The sequence below is a fragment of the Streptomyces sp. D2-8 genome (assembly GCF_023184515.1).
Classification (GTDB): Bacteria; Actinomycetota; Actinomycetes; order Streptomycetales; family Streptomycetaceae; genus Streptomyces.
Genome location: NZ_JAAHBP010000001.1, coordinates 306,521 through 326,957, shown reverse-complemented (window position 1 = coordinate 326,957; position 20,437 = coordinate 306,521). Strand labels below are relative to the sequence as shown.

Sequence of the window (20,437 nt, the reverse complement as noted above, 5' to 3'; positions counted from 1 at the left end):
CCAGCACCCGCGCGGTCAGTCCGCCTGGAGCACCAGCAGCGCCAGATCGTCCGCCGGCGGCCGCGCCCCGAACTCGTGCACCAGCCGGTTGATCCGCTCGGCTATCAGCTCGGCGTCCAGCCCCGCGCACCCGGCCAGCGCCGCCGCGAGGCCGTCCCCGTCGTCGAACTGGCGCGAGCCCGAGCGGCGCTCGGTCACACCGTCGGTCACACACAGCAGGGTGTCGCCGGACCGCAGCTCGAAGGTCTCGCTGGTGTAGGTGGCGTCCTCGACGACGCCGAGGAGGGTCTGGGGCCGGGCGGCCGTGTGGACCTCGCCACCGGCCCCGAGCAGCAGGGGCAGCGGGTGCCCGGCGGAGGCGACGGTGCAGCGGACACCGCCGTCGAAGGGGACGAGTTCCCCGTACAGCAGGGACAGGAAACGCGTCTGGGGACCGTCGCCGGGCGGGGTCGGCCGCGCCCCCGCGGCCACCAGCGCCCGGGCCGCCGCGTCGGCGGCCTCCGTGGCGTCGTCGAGCAGCAGCTGGTTGAGGCGGTCGAGGACGTCGGCGACCCGGTAGCCCTCGCGGGCCAGCAGCCGCAGCCAGGGCCGGGCCAGGCCGATGACGACGGCCGCCTCGGGCCCCTTGCCCTGGACGTCGCCGACGGCGAAGCACCAGCGGCCGTCGCCGGCCGGGAACAGGTCGTAGAAGTCGCCGCTGGGACCGCCCTTGTCGCACGGCTCGTAGACGAGGGCGCTGCGCACGCCGGGAATCTCGGCCACGGCGCCGGGCAGCAGTCCGCGCTGGAGGACGGCGCTGATGGTGGCCTGGCGGGCGTACTGGCGGGCCGCGCCGATGGCGAGGGCGACCCGGCGGCCGAGGTCCTCGACGAGGCCGGTGATCTCGTCGGGGAAGCCGGCCGTCCCGGAGCGTCCGATGACGAGGGTGCCCAGCGGGCGTCCCCCGGCGACCAGCCGGTATGCGAGGGCCGAGCCGGGCTCGCCGTCACCGAGCGCCTCACCCGGCCAGGGGTACGCGGCGGGCCCGGACCTGCCCTGCTCCCGGCCGCGTTCGAACGGGGAGGCCCCCACCGGGTCGAACGGCTGCGGCGGGTCCTTCTCCAGGACGCGGCGCAGCTCCTCGATGCGGTTCTCGCTGCCGTGCCAGACCCGGGCGAGGCGCGGGGCCCCGCCGCTCCAGCCGCCGCCGGTGGCCTCGTCCTCCAGCCACACCGCGCACCAGTCGGCCAGCCGGGGCACGATCAGCTGCCCGGCGAGGGCCGCGACCAGGTCCTCGTCGAGCTGCCCGGCGAGCAGGTCGGAGGCCTCGGCGAGGAAGGAGAGGGCGCCGCGGCCCAGCCAGGCGCCGTCGGGCCCGTTCCGTCCGTCGCGACTCTCGTGCCGGTCCCGCCAGTCCCGCAGGTCGTTCCAGTCACGAAGGCCACGAGCCTCCCGTAAGTCTGGCCAGTCCCGTGCCTCTCCGCCCTCCCGTGAGTCCCATGTCTCTCCTCCGCCACACAGATCCCAGGGCTCACCCGCGCCACGCAGGTCCCACTGCTCACCCGCGCCACGCCAGGCGCGTACGGCCTCCCCCACCTCGTCGCCCGGGCGCGGTTCGGGCGCCAGGATCTCCGCCACCCGCAGGCCACGCGCCAGCGCGTGCTCCCCGGCGTACGCCTCGATCTGTTCGCCCGCCGCGCACCCCCCGGCGGGCAGCCGCGCCCACACGGTCTTCCGGCCCGTGCGGTACGTGATCCCCCACGCCTCGGAGAGCGCGCCGACGAGCCGCAGGCCACGCCCGTACTCGGGGGTGTCGTGCGGCGTCTCCGGCTCGCTGCCGCGCGGCGCGCGCGAGGGGTGGTGGTCGGAGACCTCGACGACGAGCGCGGCCGTGTCCGGGGCGTCGCCTTCCAGCCGGCACTCCATCTCGACGTCGGTTCCGGCGTGCACGACGGCGTTCGTGACGAGTTCGCTGACGACGAGCGTCGCGTCGTCGGCGAGGCGGTCGGTGAGGTGCTCGGCGCCGGGCAGGCCGAGCCCGGTCCACTCGGCGAGCGCCGCGCGCACCAGGGCGCGGGCGGCGCCCGGTGCGTGGGAACTGCCGGACAGGGTCGCGTGCGCCCGCGCGCGCTCCTGCGTGGGCGCCTCGGAGGCAGACCCGGGCGCCGCGCAGGCCGGCGCGCGCGTATCGGGGGCGAGCGCCCCGGCGGACGGTGTGATCACCTCCGCGGACGGTGCGGGCTCCTCGGAAACGGGCCCCTCCTGGACGGGCACGGGCGTCTCCCAAGCGTGTGCAGGCGCCTGCGAGGCACGGGAAGCGGTCTCCCGTTGCGTCGGAATGGCCCCCATGGACAGCTCCCCGGGCAGTTCGTACGAATACGCCACAGTCGATGCCGACAGAGTGACAGACTGACCACGCCCATAAGCGCCGAGTTACCGAAGTGGGCCGCCATGAGTGAGAACAGTGCTACTCCTGTGGTCGAAGACCGGCACGAAGACGGTCAGATTCGTGCATCTGATCTACGTCCCCTGCTCGCCGCCATGACAGCGGCACGCGACGGCGACTTCATGAGGGTGCCGGAATCCGGCCACGGGATGGTGGCCGAACTCACCGCGGTCTTCAACCAGATCATGGACCGCAGCGTCCATTTCACCTCCGAGGTGCAGCGCGTCAGACGGGAACTGGTGCGGCACGGCCGGCTCGACGAGCGACTCTCGGCCAGCCCGGGCCAGGGCCTGTGGACGTCCCGGGTCAACGACGTGAACCAGCTGCTCGACGCCCTGGTCGCCCCGGCGGCGAACGCCACGCGCGTGCTGGACGCGGTGGCCGGCGGCGATCTGACCCAGCGGGTCGACCTGCACGACGGGACGCGGCAGTTACGCGGCGATCTGCGGCGTCTGGGCCGGGCCGTGAACAAGATGGTGGACCAGCTCTCCCTGTTCACCGGCGAGGTGACGCGGGTCGCCCGCGAGGTCGGCACCGAGGGCCGGCTCGGCGGCCGGGCCAAGGTGCGGGGGCTGTCGGGCAGCTGGCGGGACGTGACGGAGGCCGTCAACACGATGGCGTCCCGGCTGACGGCCCAGGTGCGGGACATCGCGGCGGTGACGACGGCGGTGGCCCGCGGCGACCTGACCCGCACGGTCACGGTGGAGGCGACCGGCGAGCTGCTGGAGCTGAAGCTGACCGTCAACACGATGGTCGACCAGCTGTCCGCCTTCGCCGACGAGGTGACCAGGGTCGCCCGCGAGGTCGGCACCGAGGGCCAGTTGGGCGGCCGGGCGCAGGTGCGGGGCGTGTCGGGGGTGTGGAAGGACCTCACCGACAACGTCAACTTCATGGCGTCGAACCTCACCTCCCAGGTCCGCAACATCGCCCAGGTGACGACGGCCGTGGCCAACGGCGACCTGTCCCAGAAGATCACGGTCGCCGCGCAGGGCGAGATCCTGGAGCTGAAGTCCACGATCAACACGATGGTCGACCAGCTCTCCGCCTTCGCCGACGAGGTGACCCGCGTCGCCCGCGAGGTCGGCACCGAGGGCAACCTCGGCGGCCGGGCGCAGGTCCGGGGCGTGTCGGGCGTCTGGAAGGACCTCACCGACAACGTCAACTTCATGGCCGACAACCTCACCTCCCAGGTGCGCAACATCGCCCTCGTCTCCACCGCCGTCGCCCAGGGCGATCTCGGCAAGAAGATCACGGTGGAGGCCAAGGGCGAGATCCTGGAGCTGAAGTCCACGATCAACACGATGGTCGACCAGCTCTCCGCCTTCGCCGACGAGGTGACCCGCGTCGCCCGCGAGGTCGGCACCGAGGGCAACCTCGGCGGCCAGGCGCAGGTCCGGGGCGTCTCCGGCGTCTGGAAGGACCTCACCGACAACGTCAACTTCATGGCGCTGAACCTGACGTCGCAGGTCCGCAACATCGCCCAGGTGACGACGGCCGTCGCCAACGGCGACCTGTCGAAGAAGATCACGGTCGACGCGCGCGGCGAGATCCTCGAACTGAAGGACACCGTCAACACGATGGTGGAGCAGCTGCGCGCCTTCGCCGACGAGGTGACCCGCGTGGCCCGCGAGGTCGGCACCGACGGCCGGCTCGGCGGCCGGGCCCAGGTGCTGGGCGTCTCCGGCGTCTGGCGGGACCTGACGGACAACGTCAACTACATGGCGGACAACCTCACCTCCCAGGTGCGCAACATCGCCCAGGTCGCGACGGCCGTGGCGCAGGGCGACCTGTCCCGCAAGATCGACGTCGACGCGCGCGGCGAGATCCTGGAGCTGAAGACCACCATCAACACGATGGTCGACACGCTGTCCTCCTTCGCCTCCGAGGTCACGCGGGTCGCCCGCGAGGTGGGCTCCGAGGGCCAACTCGGCGGCCAGGCCCGGGTCGAGGGCGTCTACGGCACCTGGAAGCGCCTGACGACCAACGTCAACGAACTCGCCCTCAATCTCACCACCCAGGTCCGCGCGATCGCCGAGGTCGCCTCCGCCGTGGCCCAGGGCGACATGTCCCGCTCGATCACCGTGGAGGCCCGCGGGGAGGTCGCCGAGCTGAAGGACAACATCAACCTGATGGTGGCCAACCTGCGCGAGACGACCCGCGCGAAGGACTGGCTGGAGTCCAACCTGGCCCGGCTGGCCGCCCTGATGCAGGGCCATCGGGACCTGATGGAGGTCGCCGACCTGATACTCCGCGAGCTGACCCCGCTGGTGAACGCCCAGTACGGCGCGTTCTACCTGGCCGACCCGGAGGAGGACGGGGCGACGGTTCCCACCAAGGGACTCGCCTTCATCGCCGGGTACGGCGCCGCCCAGGACGCGACCGTCGAGACCGGGGGCCTGCCGGTGCACGGCCTGGTCGCGCAGGCGGCCCGGGAGAAGAAGCGGATCCTGGTGGAGGGCGCCCCGCCCGACTACATCAAGATCAACAGCGGTCTCGGCGAGGCGGCCCCGACCACGATCGTCATCATCCCGATCCTCTTCGAGGACAAGCTCCTCGGCGTCATCGAACTCGCCTCGTTCTCCCGCTTCTCCGATGTGCATCTCGCGTTCTTCGACCAGTTCGTCAACACCATCGGCGTCGCCATCAACACGATCATCGCCAACTCCCGCACGGAGTCTCTGCTCGGCGAGTCCCAGCGCCTCGCCATGCAGCTCCAGGAGCGCTCGGACGAACTCCAGAAGCAGCAGGGCGAACTCCAGCGCTCCAACGCCGAACTGGAGGAGAAGGCCGCCCTGCTGGCCACGTCCTCCCAGTACAAGTCGGAGTTCCTGGCCAACATGTCGCACGAGCTGCGCACCCCGCTCAACTCCCTGCTGATCCTGGCCCGGCTGCTCTCCGACAACCCGGACGGCCATCTCTCCGACCAGGAGGTGCAGTTCGCCACGACGATCCACCGCTCGGGCTCGGACCTGCTCCAGCTGATCAACGACATCCTGGACCTGTCGAAGATCGAGGCCGGCCGAATGGACGTACGCCCCAAGCGGCTCCCGCTCATCAAGCTGCTCGACTACGTCCACGCCACCTTCCGCCCCCTCACGATCGACCGGGGACTGGCCTTCGAGATCGCGGTCGGCGAGGACGTACCGCGCGAGATGTACTCGGACGAGCAACGGCTCCAGCAGATCCTGCGCAACCTGCTCTCCAACGCGATCAAGTTCACCGCGAGCGGCAAGGTCGAGCTGCGGGTGGACCGGATGCAGGACGCCGAGAGCCGCTACGTCCGGGACACCGACGACGTCATCGCGTTCGCCGTGTCCGACACCGGCATCGGGATCGCGCCGGAGAAACTCCCGGTGATCTTCGAGGCGTTCCAGCAGGCCGACGGCACCACCAACCGCAAGTACGGCGGCACCGGCCTCGGCCTGTCCATCAGCCGGGAGATCGCGGGCCTGCTCGGCGGCCGGATCGTCGCCGAGAGCGAACCCGGCAAAGGCTCCACGTTCACCCTCTACGTCCCGGTCGTCAGCCCCGGTCACACGGCTCCCGCGCCGCTCCCCGAGGACCGCACCGACCTGCCCCTGCCGCTCCGGCCGACCACCGGCCCCTTCCCGGTCGCGCACGACACGGACGACGCCTGGCCGTCGCCGACGAAACTGGAGGCGTGGACGTCCGGCAGGCCGGGCCGGATCCTGGCCGGGCGGCGGGTGCTGATCGTCGACGACGACATCCGCAACGTCTTCGCCCTCACCCATGTCCTGGGCCGGGTCGGCATGACCGTGCTGTATGCGGAGAACGGCCGGGAGGGCATCGAGACACTGGAGCGCGGCGCGGACGTCGAACTGGTCCTGATGGACATCATGATGCCGGAGATGGACGGCTACGAGACCATCTCCGCGATCCGCCGCACACCCCGCTGGGCAGGCCTGCCGATCGTGGCCCTGACCGCCAAGGCGATGCCCGGCGACCGGGAGAAGTCCATCGCCCGCGGCGCCAACGACTACGTACCCAAGCCGGTGGACATCGACGGCCTGCTGACGGTCGTGTGCGAACTTCTCGACCCCGAGGGCACGGAAGAAGAGGCATGAGCAGCACGGCCACTCACCCCGAACGCGCCGGAATCCTCCTGGTCGACGACATGGAGGACAACCTGACCGCCCTGGAGGCGGTCCTCGCCTCCCTCAGCGAACCGCTGGTACGCGCCCGTTCGGGCGAGGAGGCGATGAAGGCCCTGCTGCGGCAGCCGATCGCCCTGGTCCTGCTCGACGTCCGCATGCCCGGCATGGACGGCTTCGAGACGGCCGCCCACATCAAGCGCCTCGACCAGACCCGGGACGTCCCGATCATCTTCCTGACCGGCGCGGACGACGACTCGGGCTACGCCTTCCGCGGCTACGCGACCGGCGCCGCCGACTACGTGACCAAGCCCTTCGACCCCTGGGTCCTCAGGGCCAAGGTCAGCGTCTTCCTGGACCTCTACCGCAAGGGCAGAGAGGTGGAGCGCCTCCGCGCAGAGGTCCAGGAGCTGAGACGCCGGGTGGGTGATGCACCTTAGGGGCGCGGGGCTGGGTCGATGTGCGGCTCCGCCGCGTGGGCGCGACCGACCACACCGGACCCGCAGCCGCCACACGGCCCCGCCACCCCTTACGCCTCGCGAGACCCGTCGTACATCTCCTCGATCAGGTGCTTGTACTCCCGCTCCACAACGGGCCGCTTCAGCTTCAGACTCGGCGTGATCTCACCGTGCTCGACATCGAGATCCCGGGGCAGCAACCGGAACTTCTTGATGGTCTGCCAGCGCTGAAGCCCCTCGTTGAGCTGCTTCACATACCCGTCGACCATCTCGACGGTCACCGGCGCGGCGACGATCTCCGCGTACGACTTGCCCTCGAGCCCGTTCGTCTTGGCCCACTCGGTGATGGCGGCCTCGTCGAGCGCGATGAGCGCCGTGCAGAAGTTCCGGTCGGCCCCGTGCACCAGGATGTTGGACACGTACGGGCACACCGCCTTGAACTGCCCCTCGACCTCCGCCGGGGCGATGTACTTGCCGCCCGAGGTCTTGATGAGGTCCTTCTTGCGGTCGGTGATCCGCAGGTACCCGTCGGGCGACAGCTCCCCGATGTCCCCGGTGTGGAACCAGCCGTCCGGCTCCAGCACCTCCGCGGTCTTCTCGGGCAGCTTGTGGTAGCCCTCCATGACGCCGGGGCCCCGCAGCAGGATCTCCCCGTCGTCGGCGATCCGCACCTCCGTGCCGGGCAGCGGCTTGCCGACCGTGCCGGTGCGGTAGGCCTCGCCCGGGTTCACGAAGGACGCGGCCGAGGACTCGGTCAGGCCGTAGCCCTCCAGGATGTGGATGCCGGCGCCCGAGAAGAAGTAGCCGATCTCCGGCGCGAGGGCGGCGGACCCGGAGACACAGGCCCGCAGGTTCCCGCCGAAGGCCTCGCGGATCTTGGCGAACACCAGCGCGTCGGCGACCTTGTGCTTCGCGCCCAGCCCGAACGGCACGGACGCGGTCCCGGTCCGGCGGAAGTTGTCCTGCGAGACCTTGGCGTACTCGCGGGCCACCTCGGCCGCCCACTGGAAGATCTTGTACTTGGCCCCGCCGCCCGCGCGGGCCTTCGCGGCCACGCCGTTGTAGACCTTCTCGAAGATGCGCGGCACGGCCGCCATGTACGTCGGCTGCACCACCGGCAGATTCTCGATGATCTTGTCGACCCGGCCGTCCACGGCGGTGACGTGCCCGACCTCGATCTGCCCGGAGGTCAGCACCTTGCCGAAGACGTGCGCGAGCGGCAGCCACAGGTACTGCACGTCCTCCGTGCTGACCAGCCCGGTCGCGGCGATCGCCTTCGCCATGTACGACCAGTTGTCGTGCGGCAGGCGCACCCCCTTGGGGCGGCCCGTGGTGCCGGAGGTGTAGATCAGGGTGGCCAGCTGGTCCTTGGTGATCGCGCCGACCCGCTCCTTGATCAGGTCCGGGTCCTTCCCCAGCCTGGCGGCGCCGCGCTTCTCCAGCTCGTCCAGGGTGAGGATCCAGTCGGCGGTCTCGACACCGGCCGCGTCGATCACCACGACATGGGTCAGCTCGGGCAGCTCGGCGCGCTTCTCCTTGGCCTTGGCCAGCTGCTCGGCGTTCTCCGCGATCAGCACCCGGCTCTCGGAGTCCGACAGGATGTACGCGGACTCGTCGGCGTTGGTCTGCGGATACACCGTGGTCGTGGCCGCGCCGGCGCACATGATGCCGAGGTCGGCGAGGATCCACTCGATCCGGGTGCCGGCGGCCAGCGCGACGCGCTGTTCCGGCTGCACGCCCAGCTCGATGAGTCCCGCCGCGATGGCGTAGACGCGCTCGGCGGCCTGCGCCCAGCTCAGCGACTTCCACTCGTCAGGCCGGCCCGCGGACGATGGGACCGGATACCGATAGGCCTCGGCGTCCGGCGTGGCCGCCACGCGCTCCAGGAAGAGGCCCGCCACGGACGGCGGACGGTTCTCGATCAGGGTCTGTGTGTCGCTCAAGACATCCTCCGGGGCCCGCGACGATGCGGCTGGCTCAGGTGCGGCTGGGTTCACTCACGAGCCCTTGTTTAACTCGTGAGTAACTATCGAGCAGGGATCAGAGTAAAGGGCGACCGGCCCCTGCGTAAGGGTCCGCGGCCTGTCACTTCGTACAGAGAGCTACCCCGCACACGCACAAGGGCCCGCCGCACTTTCGCGCGACGAGCCCCAGTTCAACCCGGATTGCGGTGTAACCCACGGTAATCCGTGATTACTTCTTGCCCTTGCCCGACCCCGCGCTGTCATCGCTCGACAGGACGGCGATGAAGGCCTCCTGCGGAACCTCTACGGAACCCACCATCTTCATCCGCTTCTTGCCCTCCTTCTGCTTCTCCAGCAGCTTCCGCTTACGGGAGATGTCACCGCCGTAGCACTTGGCGAGGACGTCCTTGCGGATGGCGCGGATGGTCTCGCGGGCGATGACCCGGGAGCCGATGGCCGCCTGCACGGGGATCTCGAAGGCCTGGCGCGGGATCAGCTCGCGCAGCTTGGCGACGAGCCGCACTCCGTACGCGTACGCGGCGTCCTTGTGGGTGACGGCGGAGAAGGCGTCGACACGGTCGCCGTGCAGCAGGATGTCGACCTTCACCAGCTGGGCGTCCTGCTCACCGGTGGGCTCGTAGTCCAGGGAGGCGTAGCCGCGGGTCTTGGACTTCAGGTTGTCGAAGAAGTCGAAGACGATCTCCGCGAGGGGGAGCGTGTAGCGGATCTCGACGCGGTCCTCGGAGAGGTAGTCCATGCCGAGGAGCGTGCCGCGACGGGTCTGGCAGAGCTCCATGATCGAGCCGATGAACTCGCTGGGGGCGAGGATCGTGGCCCGGACGACCGGCTCGAAGACCTTGTCGATCTTGCCCTCGGGGAACTCGCTCGGGTTGGTGACCGTGTGCTCCTTCCCGTCCTCCATGATCACGCGATAGACCACGTTGGGCGCGGTGGCGATGAGTTCGAGGTTGAACTCCCGCTCCAGGCGCTCACGGACGACGTCCAGGTGCAGCAGGCCGAGGAAGCCGACGCGGAAGCCGAAGCCGAGGGCCGCGGAGGTCTCGGGCTCGTAGACCAGGGCGGCGTCGTTGAGCTGGAGCTTGTCCAGCGCCTCGCGGAGGTCGGGGTAGTCCGAGCCGTCCAGCGGATAGAGGCCGGAGAAGACCATCGGCTTCGGGTCCTTGTACCCGCCGAGGGCTTCGGTGGCGCCCTTGTCCTTGCTGGTGATGGTGTCACCGACCTTGGACTGACGGACGTCCTTCACGCCGGTGATGATGTAGCCCACCTCGCCGACGCCGATGCCGTCGGCCGGCGTCATCTCGGGCGACGAGACGCCGATCTCCAGGAGCTCGTGCGTGGCGCCGGTCGACATCATCTTGATGCGCTCGCGCTTGTTGAGCTGCCCGTCGACGACACGGACGTAGGTGACCACGCCACGGTAGGAGTCATAGACCGAGTCGAAGATCATCGCGCGGGCGGGGGCGTCCTTGACGCCGACCGGGGCCGGGACGTCGCGGACGACCCGGTCCAGGAGCGCGTCCACACCGATGCCGGTCTTCGCCGAGACCTTGAGCACATCCTCGGGCTGACAGCCGATGAGGTTGGCGAGCTCCTCCGAGAACTTCTCCGGCTGGGCCGCCGGCAGGTCGATCTTGTTCAGAACGGGGATGATCTTGAGGTCGTTCTCCATCGCCAGGTACAGGTTGGCGAGGGTCTGCGCCTCGATGCCCTGGGCGGCGTCGACCAGGAGGATGGTGCCCTCGCACGCGGCGAGCGACCGTGAGACCTCGTAGGTGAAGTCGACGTGCCCCGGGGTGTCGATCATGTTGAGGATGTGCGTGTCGTTCTTGTCGTGGGTGGGGGCCCACGGCAGACGCACCGCCTGTGACTTGATCGTGATGCCACGCTCGCGCTCGATGTCCATGCGGTCGAGGTACTGGGCGCGCATCTGCCGCTGCTCGACCACTCCGGTCAGCTGGAGCATCCGGTCGGCGAGCGTGGACTTGCCGTGGTCGATGTGCGCGATGATGCAGAAGTTGCGGATCAGAGCCGGATCGGTACGGCTCGGCTCGGGCACGTGGCTGGGGATCGCGGGCACGCAGGGTCCTGATTCTTGAGGCGTCCGCAGTGTCTGCGGTCTCGGGTCGGATCGATACGTAGCCTCCATGGTCCCACGGGTGGGGACCATGGACGGGTTTGGGCCGCGGAAGGGGCCGCTGGTAGCCTGGGTGGCTGTGCCTCATGCCCTCTCGCAGGAGGCGCGACCTCAAGAAATCACCCGGTACGGGAATCGTGCGGTATCCGTGCGGCCTCGTGCCAGAACCTGAGAAGGCTCATTCGTGGCGAACATCAAGTCCCAGATCAAGCGGATCAAGACCAACGAGAAGGCGCGGCTGCGCAACAAGGCCGTCAAGTCCTCCCTCAAGACCGCGATCCGCAAGGCCCGTGAGGCTGCTGCCGCGGGTGACGCCGAGAAGGCCACCGAGTACCAGCGCGTCGCCGCGCGTCAGCTCGACAAGGCCGTCTCGAAGGGCGTCATCCACAAGAACCAGGCTGCCAACAAGAAGTCTGCGCTGGCTCAGAAGGTCGCCGCGCTCAAGGGCTGACATCTGATGTGACGCCGGAGGGAATCGAGCGGGCCCTCTCTCATCCGCTCCCGTCCGGCACCCCTCGGATCCGCGCGCGGCCTGCGTTCGCCACGCGGGCGCGGATCCCGCAGCTTGAACCGAAGGCCGGTTGCCCTCCTGTTCCCCATGGGAAGGCATCCGGCCTTCGCTCTGTTCAGGACCAGAACTCGTTGTTCTTCTCGATGTCCTCGACGCATTCGTCGAGGTCGGTGACCTTGTCTCCGACGATCCGGAAGATGATGCAGCCGGTGTCGTCGAGCTGCTTGCCGTTGCGCTCCGCCGTGAAGCGGGTCATGCCGACGGCATGACCGCGGCCGTCGACACAGATGCCGATCAGGTCGGCACGCGCCGTTCCATTGGTCTCCGCGCCGAGCCGCTCGTACATCTCGATGATCGCGTCCACCCCTTTGAAGTCGCCCGACAACGGGTGATCTCCGGGTACGTGGTGCGCTGCGTCCCCCGCCATCAGTCCACGCAGGGTGTCCATGTCCCCGCGCGAGAACGCCTCGAATCCCTTGCGGACCAGTGCTGCGTGCGGGTGTTCAGCCATGACCCTCGCCACCTCTCCGTCACTCGGCGACGTACGGCTGACCCTTCCGATTCTCCCCCCGGCCGGCTCCGGCGGCACCGTGGAGAGATGGACACCGACGACACGGAGGTACTGGCCGGGGCTCGCGTGGCGCCGAGCCCCGGGGCCGGCTCGTCCGGGGCGCGAGCCTGCCCGACGCTCTGAGGCAAGCACCCGAGCCCGAGCCCGACTGGCCGCCGAGCCCTCGGGCCGCCTGGTCCGGGGCGCGCTGGCCCGACCTCTGGGTCGAGCATCCAGACCCGGGCCCTTGAAGTGAGCCGCCCAGGTCCGGGGCCTGCTAGCCGCGTCCCCTGGAGCGGGCCGCCCGGGCGATGGTGACCACTGCCTTCTCCAGGGCGTACTCGGGGTCGTCGCCCCCGCCCTTCACGCCCGCGTCCGCCTCGGCCACGGCTCGCAGCGCGACCGACACCCCGTCCGGAGTCCAGCCCCGCATCTGCTGCCGCACCCGGTCGATCTTCCACGGCGGCATTCCCAGCTCCCGCGCGAGATCGGCCGGCCGGCCCCCGCGCGCGGACGACAGCTTCCCGATCGCCCGGACGCCCTGCGCGAGCGCGCTCGTGATCAGCACCGGCGCCACCCCGGTCGCCAGCGACCAGCGCAACGCCTCCAGGGCCTCCGCCGCACGCCCCTCGACCGCCCGGTCGGCGACCGTGAAGCTCGACGCCTCGGCGCGCCCGGTGTAGTACCGCCCGACGACCGCTTCGTCGATCGTCCCCTCGACGTCCGCGACCAGCTGCGACACCGCAGAGGCCAGCTCCCGCAGATCGCTGCCGATCGCGTCGACGAGCGTCTGGCACGCCTCCGGCGTGGCGGATCGCCCCGTCGCCCGGAACTCTCCCCGCACGAACGCCAGCCGGTCCGCCGGCTTCGTCATCTTCGGGCAGGCCACCTCACGCGCCCCGGCCTTGCGCGCCGCGTCGAGCAGCCCCTTGCCCTTGGCCCCGCCGGCGTGCAGCAGCACGAGGGTGATCTCCTCGGCGGGGGCTCCGAGGTACCCCTTCACGTCCTTGATCGTGTCGGCCGACAGATCCTGCGCGTTGCGTACGACCACGACCTTGCGCTCCGCGAAGAGCGACGGGCTCGTCAGCTCGGCGAGCGTGCCGGGCTGCAACTGGTCCGGAGTCAGGTCCCGTACGTCCGTGTCGGCGTCGGCGGCCTTCGCGGCGGCCACCACCTCCTGCACCGCACGGTCGAGGAGCAGGTCCTCCTGGCCCACGGCGAGCGTCACCGGGGCGAGAGGGTCGTCATTCGCAGTCTTCCTGGCCATCGCGACAAGCATCCCACGCGCCACTGACAGCGGGACCCGACGGACCGGGAGGTGCGCCCACGGAAGACCGGGTGCCTACGGTTCCTCCCGCCAGCCCTCCCACTCGCCGGCCAGCCGGTCCAGCTCCCCGGGGTCCAGCCGCTCGTCCTCGTCCCGCAGGACGACCAGCCACTGCGCGTCCTCGGCATCGTCCTCGCCGGCCAGCGCGTCCCGCACCAGCTGCGGCTCCTCGACGACCCCGAACCGCTCCCGCAGCGCCTCCACCACCTCTTCCGCGGCATCACGGTCGGGCAGCACCAGCACATGTCGCACATCACTCACGCCGGACATTGTCCGACACCGCCTCGCGCCCCGGCCGCTCAGCCCTTGCGGACGACCTGCACATCGAGATCGACCCTGATGCTCGGCCCCACCACCGCGATGCCCCGCGCCAGCATGGTCTGCCAGCTCACGGTGAAGTCGTCCCGGTGCAGCTCGGTCGTGGCCCGGCAGGCCGCCCGCACCTCGCCCTCCAGGCCGTTGCCCAGCCCCAGGTACTCCGTGTCCAGCGTGACCGTCCGCGTCACGCCGTGCAGCGACAGCGCCCCCGTGACGGCCCACCGGTTCCCGCCCTTGTGCACGAACCGTTCGCTGTAGAACTCCAGCGTCGGGAACCTCTCGACGTCCAGGAAGTCCGCCGACCGCAGATGGTCGTCGCGCATCCTCATGTTGGTGTCGATGGACGCCGCGTCGATCACCACGTGCATCGCCGACCGCTCCACCGGGTCGGCGACGCGTATGACCCCCGCGAACGACTTGAACTGCCCGTGGATCCGGGCCAGTCCGATGTGCCGCGCGGTGAAGGCGATCGAGGAGTGCGCCGACTCGATCTCCCAGTCACCGGCATCCGGAAGCTCCGGCGGCCGGGCCACCTGCAGCGTCACGTCCCCGAGCGACGCGAGCGTGTTCTCCGCGACCTGCGTCGTCGCCCGGTACGGCGTGTATCCCTCCGCCGACACCGCGAGCCGGTACTCCCCCGCGGGCACCGTCGTCACGAACGACCCGTACGGATCCGCTCCCCCGTTGACCACCGGACGCCCCACGGCGTCCGTGACCGCGAACTCCGCGTGCCTGACCGGCTCGTTGACCGGGTCCAGTACCCGGCAGGCCAGCACCCCCGCGCTCGGCGGGGTCGGCACCGCCGCCAGGGGACTCGTCCGTTGCACCCGGTCGGTGCGGCTTCCCCGCCAGCGGCCGATCATCCACGACTCCTCTGAGTGACTCGAAATCGCCTGTTGATCACTGTTGATCACACATTGCCGAAGACGCATTCGACCACCAGTGAGGCTTTCGAGGCAACACGGGACCACATCACGGGAATCCAGCAGATGTGCTGGTACTACGCACGAGTAGCCCCGTGTGGCCCGAATTGACCTCTACACGGGATTTCGCAACGTCGGCACCTCGTCGAGCGCGATCCCGAACCGCTCCCGGTACACCCCGAGCACCTCCTCGTCCGTCTCCAGCTCCCGCTCCTCCCGCGTCCCGTCGGCCGCCGTCACCGTGAGCCTGCGCCCGCTGAGCGTGATCCGTCCTCCCTCGTCCGTCACCCGCGAACAGACCAGCGACCGCGTGAAATGCGACACCGACGACGTGCTGTGCCACCACGCCCCGGCCACGAAGTCGCCGAGCGCCCGCGGCCGCACCTCCAGGCGGTACTGCGCTCTGCCGTCCCGGAACACGTCCAGGTCCGCCGCCTCCACCGTGCCGTGCCCGCCGCGCACCCCGGCCGCGTCCGGCCCCGCCTCGACGATCCGGAACGTGCCCCCCGGATCCTCCTGCTCCCCCCGGTCCCCGAACGCCAGCGGAAGATGGCTGTGCGCCCCGAACCCGACATCGGCCAGCCAGTCGCCCCCGTCCACCGTCCGCACCCGCAGCGCGAGATGGTCGTACGGGATCCCCAGCCGCTCCTCGTCCCCGTACACCCGCGCCGCCAGCAGCGCCACGTCGTACCCCAACGCGGCGAGCAACGCCCCGAAGGAACCGTTGAGTTCGTAGCAGAACCCGCCTCGCCGCGCGCCCACCACCTTGTCCAGCAGCCGCTTCTCCTCCAGCACGATCTCCTCGCCCAGATGGATCGAGAGGTTCTCGAACGGCACGGTCTGCAGGTGCCGCAGGTGCAGCTCGCGCAGCGCGTCGACGGTGGGCCACGCCGGGTGCTCGACTCCCAGTCGGCGGAGATAGGCATCAACCTGTGCTGAGTTCATCCCCTCAGTCTCGCGCCACCCTCAGCTCTCCGCCGCCTCCCAGGACCGCGAGCGCGCCGTCCCGGTCCGTCCGCAGCACCGCCGCGCCCCCGGCGCGCAGGGCCGCGACCGTGCCGGGCGCCGGGTGCCCGTACGTGTTGTCCTCGCCGCAGGAGATGAGGGCCAGCCGCGGGGCCGCCCGGCGTATGAGGCCCGGGTCCTGGTAGGCCGAGCCGTGGTGGGCGACCTTCAGCACGTCCACACCCTCCAGCGCCTCGGCCGCCGGTGAACGCGCCAGCGCCCGCTGCGCCGGGGGCTCCAGGTCTCCGAGGAGCAGCAGGCGCAGTCCGGCCGAACGGACCAGCATGGCGACGCTGGCGTCGTTCGGCCCCTCCGGCGCCGGGTGGGCCACAAGCAACCCCGCAGGCGCCCCCGCAGGAGGGTCCGGCGGCGGGCTCGGGGGCGGCCACACCACCTGCCAGGACAACTCCCCCGTGCGCCGCTGCTCCCCGGCCGCTGCCCGCGTCACGGGAATCCGCCGCGCCGCCGCCAGCCTCCGTACGAACGCGGCCTGGTCCGCGGGCTCTTCGAAGCCCGTCGTCTCGATCGCGCCCACCGCCCGTCCGCGCAGCACCCCGGGCAGGCCCGCCACGTGATCGGCGTGGAAGTGGGTGAGCACGACCAGCGGGATCCTGCTGATGCCCAGTGAGCGCAGGCAGTGGTCGACGAGCTGCGGGTCGGGCCCCGCGTCCACCACCACGCCGGTTCCCCCGCCCGCCGCGAGCACCAGGGCGTCGCCCTGCCCCACGTCACACATCACCAGCCGCCAGCCCGGCGGCGGCCAGCCCGTGACCACCCGGGTCAGCGGCGGCGGCTGCACCACCACCAGCGCCAGCACCACCCCGCAGACCGCGCACCACCAGGGATGCCCGAGCAGCCGCCGTCCGACGAGCACCACGACCAGGGTCACGGCCAGGAGCAGCACCGCGCCCGTCCAACTGCCCGGCCAGTCCACTCCCCCGCCCGGCAGTGCCGCCCCGGTCCGGGCGATCTGCGCGATCCACTCGGCGGGCCAGTGCGCGCACCACGCGAGGGACTTGGCCAGCGGCATCGCCACCGGTGCCGTGGCCAGCGCCGCGAACCCCAGTACGGTCGCCGGCGCGATCGCGAACTCCGCGAGCAGATTGCACGGCACCGCCACCAGACTCACCCGCGCCGACAGCACGGCGACAATGGGCGCGCACAGGGCCTGTGCGGCCGCGGCGGCGCCCAGCGCCTCAGCCGCCCTCGGCGGCACCCCGCGCCGCCGCAGCCCGGCGCTCCAGCGCGGCGCGAGGGTGAGCAGGGCGCCGGTCGCCACGACGGACAGCAGGAACCCGTAACTCCGCGCCAGCCACGGGTCGTACAGCACCAGCAGCAGAACCGCCGTCGCCAGCGCCGGGATCATCGACCTCCGGCGGCCGGTCGCCAGGGCGAGCAGTGCCACGGCTCCGCAGGCCGCGGCGCGCACCACGCTCGGATCCGGTCTGCACACGACGACGAACCCGAGCGAGAGCACACCCCCGAGCACCGCCGTCCCGCGCAGGGAGATACCGAGCCGAGGCGCGAGCCCCCGCCGCTCGACGTGCTGTGCCAGCCCCGGAGGCCCGAGCAGCAGCGCGAGGAGGATCGTGAAGTTGGCTCCGGACACGGCCAGCGTGTGCGTGAGATCGGTCTCCTTGAACGCCTCCTCCAGCTCCGGAGTGATCCGCGAGGTGTCGCCGACCACCAGGCCCGGCAGCAGCGCCCGAGCGTCCGCCGGCAGTCCGCCGGTCGCCTCCCGCAGCCCGGCACGCAGCCGCCCGGCGAGCCGCTGCGGCCCCGAGGGTTCTCCCACCACCTCCGGTTCACCCTGGTCCCGCACGCGCAGCACCGCCGCGACCCGGTCGCCGCCGGTCATCGCGGGCGCCAGCCGCGCACCGACCCGCAGCCGCGTCGACGGCAGCAGGCCGAGCCACGGTGACCGCCCGCGCCCACCGACGGCCCGGCCGGGAGGGGCCGCGTCCACGTCCACGATCAGCAGCACCGGCGCCCGTGTGGTCACCGCCGTGCCACCCGCCGCATGGACGCGCCGCACGTCGGCGTCGATCAGCACCGCCGTCGGAGCCACGTGAGCGCCCCGGACCTTCGGCCGGGTGAGCCGCGGGTCGGACGTGAGCTCGACCTCGGCGGTCACCGTCGCGTACTCCCGCGCCAGGCCGGGCACGGGCCCCCGGCGCAGATCCGCCCCGTGCAGCCCGGCCGATGCGGCAGCCGCGGCGACGCACAGCAGCAGGGCGGCGGCCGAGGCGCGCGGCCATGACGCCGTCCGGTGCCGGCGGGCCAGCGGCAGCAGTCCGACGGCTGCCAGTGCGCCGATCACGATGCCGAGCACCCATTCCGGGGATGCGTCCAGCACCAGCGCCGCCGTGCCCCAGGCCGCGAGGGCGGGTGGTACGAGCCGCAGGTCCGTCGGGCCTTCCTGGCGTGGACGGGCAGTACCGAGACGTGTGCCGGAGGAAGCGTGCACGGACGACCGGGTGGGAGGGAGCCCGGTAGCGGTCTCGTCCCGCGGCGCCGCCGGGGCGGGGCGGCTCCTCATGGCCGTACGAGATTGCGCAGGTCGGCGAAACGGCGGTCGCCGATGCCGTTCACCTCGCGCAGCTCGTCCACGGAACGGAAACCGCCGTGCTGCGTGCGGTAGTCGATGATGTGCTGCGCCAGCACGGGGCCGACGCCCGGCAAGGTGTCGAGCTGGTCCGCGGTCGCCGTGTTGAGGGAGACCGGGGCCGCCGGAGCGGCCGCTCCACCCGCCGCAGCACCGGCCGGGCCACCGGGAGCCGCACCGCCCGCCCCGGGTCCCGCGGCGGGAGCCGGTCCCCCGACGATCACCTGCTCGCCGTCCACGAGGAACCGGGCACGGTTGAGCCCGTCGGTGTTCGTGCCCGGCTTCACCCCGCCCGCCGCGTGCAGCGCGTCCGCCACCCGCGAGCCGGCCGGCAGCCGGTGGATCCCTGGTTCCCGGACCTTGCCGCTGACGTCCACGACGATCTCGGCCGCCCCCGCCTTCACCGACCCGGACGAAGCACCGGCAGGCACCCCGGCAGCGCCCGGGCCTCGCTCCTGCCCGGCGCCTCGCGCGCTCTCCTGCCGCTCCCCGTAGGGCACCGCCGCCCGCACCACCTCCGGCGGCCGCACGGACTGGGTCCGGCCTGTCCAGAAGTGCTGCACGGCGAAGGCCGCGGCGGCGACGAGCACCACCGTCAGAGCCAGCACACTCCGCCGCTCCAGACCGCACCTGGCCTGCAACCACAGCGGCACACGCTCCCGCAGCGCGAGCCCGGCCCGCTCCCGCCAGGCTCCCTCCGCTGCGCGCCCGTCCCCGCCCGCGAGCTCGGGGGGAACGCCGACGGGCTCCATGACCGCTTCCCGGCCAGCAGGCCCCCGCCTGGTCTCCTGGACGTCGGCGGGACCCGGCGGCCCCTGCCCCGACTCCCGCCGCTCCCCGGCCGGTTCGGCCGGTTCGGCACGCCCTGGAGGCCCGGCCGGCCCGGCGTGCTCGCCGAACAACACCCCCGCGCGGCGCCGAACCGCCTCCGCCGAAGCGTGACGCTGCCTGGCCCGCCCGCGCGCGACAGGCGGGCGTCGGTGATGACGAACGCGCCCGTCGGACGCCGGCCCCCGGCCCGGCCCGCTGGTCGCGGTCGCTGTCTGTGAAGGTGATCGAAGTGCCATGCGACGAGGATCGGCCACCTCGCCCCACCCGCGATGATCATGGTCAATTCCCGGGGACAAGCCCCCGGTTGTGGACAACTCCGCCACTCACACGGGCGGCCGGAGCCCCACAGCAACGTTCACCGGGGCGAAACCACAACTCCCAGCAGCCCGGGCCCCGTATGCGCCCCGATCACCGCCCCTACCTCGCTGACATGCAGATCGGCCAGCCCGGGCACCCGGGTCCGCAACCGGTCGGCGAGGGCCGACGCCCGGTCCGGGGCGGCCAGATGGTGGACGGCGACATCCACCTGGGCGCTTCCCGCACGGTCGGCCGCGATCTCCTCGAGGCGGGCGATCGCCTTGGACGCGGTCCGCACCTTCTCCAGCGGTTCGATACGCCCGTCGGCCAGTTGCAGCAGTGGTTTCACCGCGAGCGCCGAGCCCAGCAGGGCCTGCGTAGCGCCGATCCGGCCGCCGCGCCGCAGGTAGTCGAGGGTGTCGACGTAGAAGTAGGCGGAGGTGCCCGCGGCCCGCTTCTCGGCGGCTGCGACGGCCTCGTCCACCGTCCCGCCCGACTCCGCGACCTTCGCCGCGGCGAGCGCGCAGAACCCGAGCGCCATCGCGATCATGCCGGTGTCCACCACCCGCACCGGCACCGGCGCATGGCGTGCGGCCACGACGGCCGCGTCGTAGGTACCGGAGAGTTCCGCGGAGAGGTGGAGGGAGACGATGCCGGTGGCGCCGGACTCGGCGACCTTGCGGTACGTCTCCTCGAAGACCGCGGGACCGGGCCGCGAGGTCGTCACGGGGCGCCGCTTCTGCAAAGCCTGGGCGAGGGCGCGGGTGGAGATCTCGGTACCCTCCTCCAGCGCCCGGTCACCGAGGACCACGGTCAGGGGTACCGCTGTGATGCCGTGACGCTCCATCGTCCGGGCCGGCAGGTAGGCCGTTGAATCGGTGACGATCGCGACATGGCGGGACATGAGCTGGAGGTTACCTGCCGTAGCGCCCGTGCGGCAGCCCGGACCCCGCGCC

Annotated in this window: 14 protein-coding genes; 3 read left to right on the top strand and 11 right to left on the bottom strand. The window is 71.5% G+C overall.

What is annotated here, in order from left to right:
* Positions 1-15: 15 nt before the first annotated feature.
* Positions 16-2,328: a SpoIIE family protein phosphatase gene (locus tag G3I77_RS01395; protein WP_282572376.1), complete on the bottom strand. Its 2,313-nt coding sequence runs from the start codon at positions 2,326-2,328 to the stop codon at positions 16-18.
* Positions 2,329-2,430: 102 nt separating this feature from the next.
* Between G3I77_RS01395 and G3I77_RS01390 the strand changes: the two genes are divergently transcribed.
* Both G3I77_RS01390 and G3I77_RS01385 read left to right on the top strand, forming a co-directional pair.
* Complete coding sequence (locus G3I77_RS01390) at positions 2,431-6,510, top strand: HAMP domain-containing protein (RefSeq protein WP_248500548.1); 4,080 nt, start codon at positions 2,431-2,433, stop codon at positions 6,508-6,510.
* Positions 6,507-6,977 carry a two-component system response regulator gene (locus tag G3I77_RS01385; protein WP_248500547.1) on the top strand — a complete coding sequence of 157 codons (471 nt, stop codon included), beginning with the start codon at positions 6,507-6,509 and terminating at the stop codon, positions 6,975-6,977. The genes G3I77_RS01390 and G3I77_RS01385 overlap by 4 nt, the downstream gene beginning before the upstream one ends.
* An 89-nt stretch (positions 6,978-7,066) precedes the next feature.
* Here G3I77_RS01385 and G3I77_RS01380 read toward each other — a convergent pair whose 3' ends face one another.
* Positions 7,067-8,938, bottom strand: coding sequence for a long-chain fatty acid--CoA ligase (locus tag G3I77_RS01380; RefSeq protein ID WP_248500546.1), 1,872 nt, complete (start codon positions 8,936-8,938; stop codon positions 7,067-7,069).
* 250 nt (positions 8,939-9,188) lie between these two features.
* The gene (gene lepA / locus G3I77_RS01375) at positions 9,189-11,057 is read right to left on the bottom strand and encodes a translation elongation factor 4 (RefSeq protein ID WP_248500545.1); all 1,869 of its coding nucleotides are present in this window, start codon (positions 11,055-11,057) and stop codon (positions 9,189-9,191) included.
* A gap of 241 nt (positions 11,058-11,298) precedes the next feature.
* Here lepA and rpsT point away from each other — a divergent pair, with 241 nt between their 5' ends.
* Positions 11,299-11,565 (top strand): 30S ribosomal protein S20, encoded by a 267-nt coding sequence (rpsT, locus tag G3I77_RS01370; RefSeq protein WP_175432486.1) that lies wholly within the window; start codon positions 11,299-11,301, stop codon positions 11,563-11,565.
* Positions 11,566-11,740: 175 nt separating this feature from the next.
* Here rpsT and G3I77_RS01365 read toward each other — a convergent pair whose 3' ends face one another.
* The 8 genes from G3I77_RS01365 to G3I77_RS01330 form a co-directional block, all read right to left on the bottom strand.
* A complete protein-coding gene (locus G3I77_RS01365; protein WP_248500544.1) occupies positions 11,741-12,136 on the bottom strand; it encodes a nuclear transport factor 2 family protein in 396 nt (131 codons plus the stop codon).
* A gap of 316 nt (positions 12,137-12,452) precedes the next feature.
* Complete coding sequence (gene holA, locus G3I77_RS01360; protein ID WP_248500543.1) at positions 12,453-13,442, bottom strand: DNA polymerase III subunit delta; 990 nt, start codon at positions 13,440-13,442, stop codon at positions 12,453-12,455.
* A 75-nt stretch (positions 13,443-13,517) separates the two neighbouring features.
* Positions 13,518-13,763: a hypothetical protein gene (locus G3I77_RS01355; protein ID WP_248500542.1), complete on the bottom strand. Its 246-nt coding sequence runs from the start codon at positions 13,761-13,763 to the stop codon at positions 13,518-13,520.
* Positions 13,764-13,801: 38 nt separating this feature from the next.
* Entirely contained in the window at positions 13,802-14,683 is an 882-nt protein-coding gene (locus G3I77_RS01350) for a YceI family protein (protein ID WP_248500541.1), read from the bottom strand.
* A gap of 174 nt (positions 14,684-14,857) precedes the next feature.
* The gene (locus G3I77_RS01345) at positions 14,858-15,688 is read right to left on the bottom strand and encodes an arylamine N-acetyltransferase (RefSeq protein ID WP_248500540.1); all 831 of its coding nucleotides are present in this window, start codon (positions 15,686-15,688) and stop codon (positions 14,858-14,860) included.
* A gap of 4 nt (positions 15,689-15,692) precedes the next feature.
* Positions 15,693-18,287 (bottom strand): ComEC/Rec2 family competence protein, encoded by a 2,595-nt coding sequence (locus tag G3I77_RS01340; protein ID WP_282572374.1) that lies wholly within the window; start codon positions 18,285-18,287, stop codon positions 15,693-15,695.
* The gene (locus G3I77_RS01335) at positions 18,284-19,420 is read right to left on the bottom strand and encodes a ComEA family DNA-binding protein (RefSeq protein WP_248500538.1); all 1,137 of its coding nucleotides are present in this window, start codon (positions 19,418-19,420) and stop codon (positions 18,284-18,286) included. The genes G3I77_RS01340 and G3I77_RS01335 overlap by 4 nt, the downstream gene beginning before the upstream one ends.
* 119 nt (positions 19,421-19,539) lie before the next feature.
* Complete coding sequence (locus tag G3I77_RS01330) at positions 19,540-20,385, bottom strand: DegV family protein (RefSeq protein ID WP_248500537.1); 846 nt, start codon at positions 20,383-20,385, stop codon at positions 19,540-19,542.
* Positions 20,386-20,437: the final 52 nt, after the last annotated feature.

What these genes read in the sequence shown, in the direction of transcription:
- G3I77_RS01345 (WP_248500540.1), bottom strand. Translation starts at nt 15,688, where the DNA reads ATGAACTCAGCACAGGTTGATGCCTATCTCCGCCGACTGGGAGTCGAG.
- G3I77_RS01390 (WP_248500548.1), top strand. Translation starts at nt 2,431, where the DNA reads ATGAGTGAGAACAGTGCTACTCCTGTGGTCGAAGACCGGCACGAAGAC.
- G3I77_RS01330 (WP_248500537.1), bottom strand. Translation starts at nt 20,385, where the DNA reads ATGTCCCGCCATGTCGCGATCGTCACCGATTCAACGGCCTACCTGCCG.
- G3I77_RS01340 (WP_282572374.1), bottom strand. Translation starts at nt 18,287, where the DNA reads ATGAGGAGCCGCCCCGCCCCGGCGGCGCCGCGGGACGAGACCGCTACC.
- G3I77_RS01350 (WP_248500541.1), bottom strand. Translation starts at nt 14,683, where the DNA reads ATGATCGGCCGCTGGCGGGGAAGCCGCACCGACCGGGTGCAACGGACG.
- G3I77_RS01365 (WP_248500544.1), bottom strand. Translation starts at nt 12,136, where the DNA reads ATGGCTGAACACCCGCACGCAGCACTGGTCCGCAAGGGATTCGAGGCG.
- G3I77_RS01395 (WP_282572376.1), bottom strand. Translation starts at nt 2,328, where the DNA reads ATGGGGGCCATTCCGACGCAACGGGAGACCGCTTCCCGTGCCTCGCAG.
- G3I77_RS01335 (WP_248500538.1), bottom strand. Translation starts at nt 19,420, where the DNA reads ATGGCACTTCGATCACCTTCACAGACAGCGACCGCGACCAGCGGGCCG.
- holA (WP_248500543.1), bottom strand. Translation starts at nt 13,442, where the DNA reads ATGGCCAGGAAGACTGCGAATGACGACCCTCTCGCCCCGGTGACGCTC.
- G3I77_RS01385 (WP_248500547.1), top strand. Translation starts at nt 6,507, where the DNA reads ATGAGCAGCACGGCCACTCACCCCGAACGCGCCGGAATCCTCCTGGTC.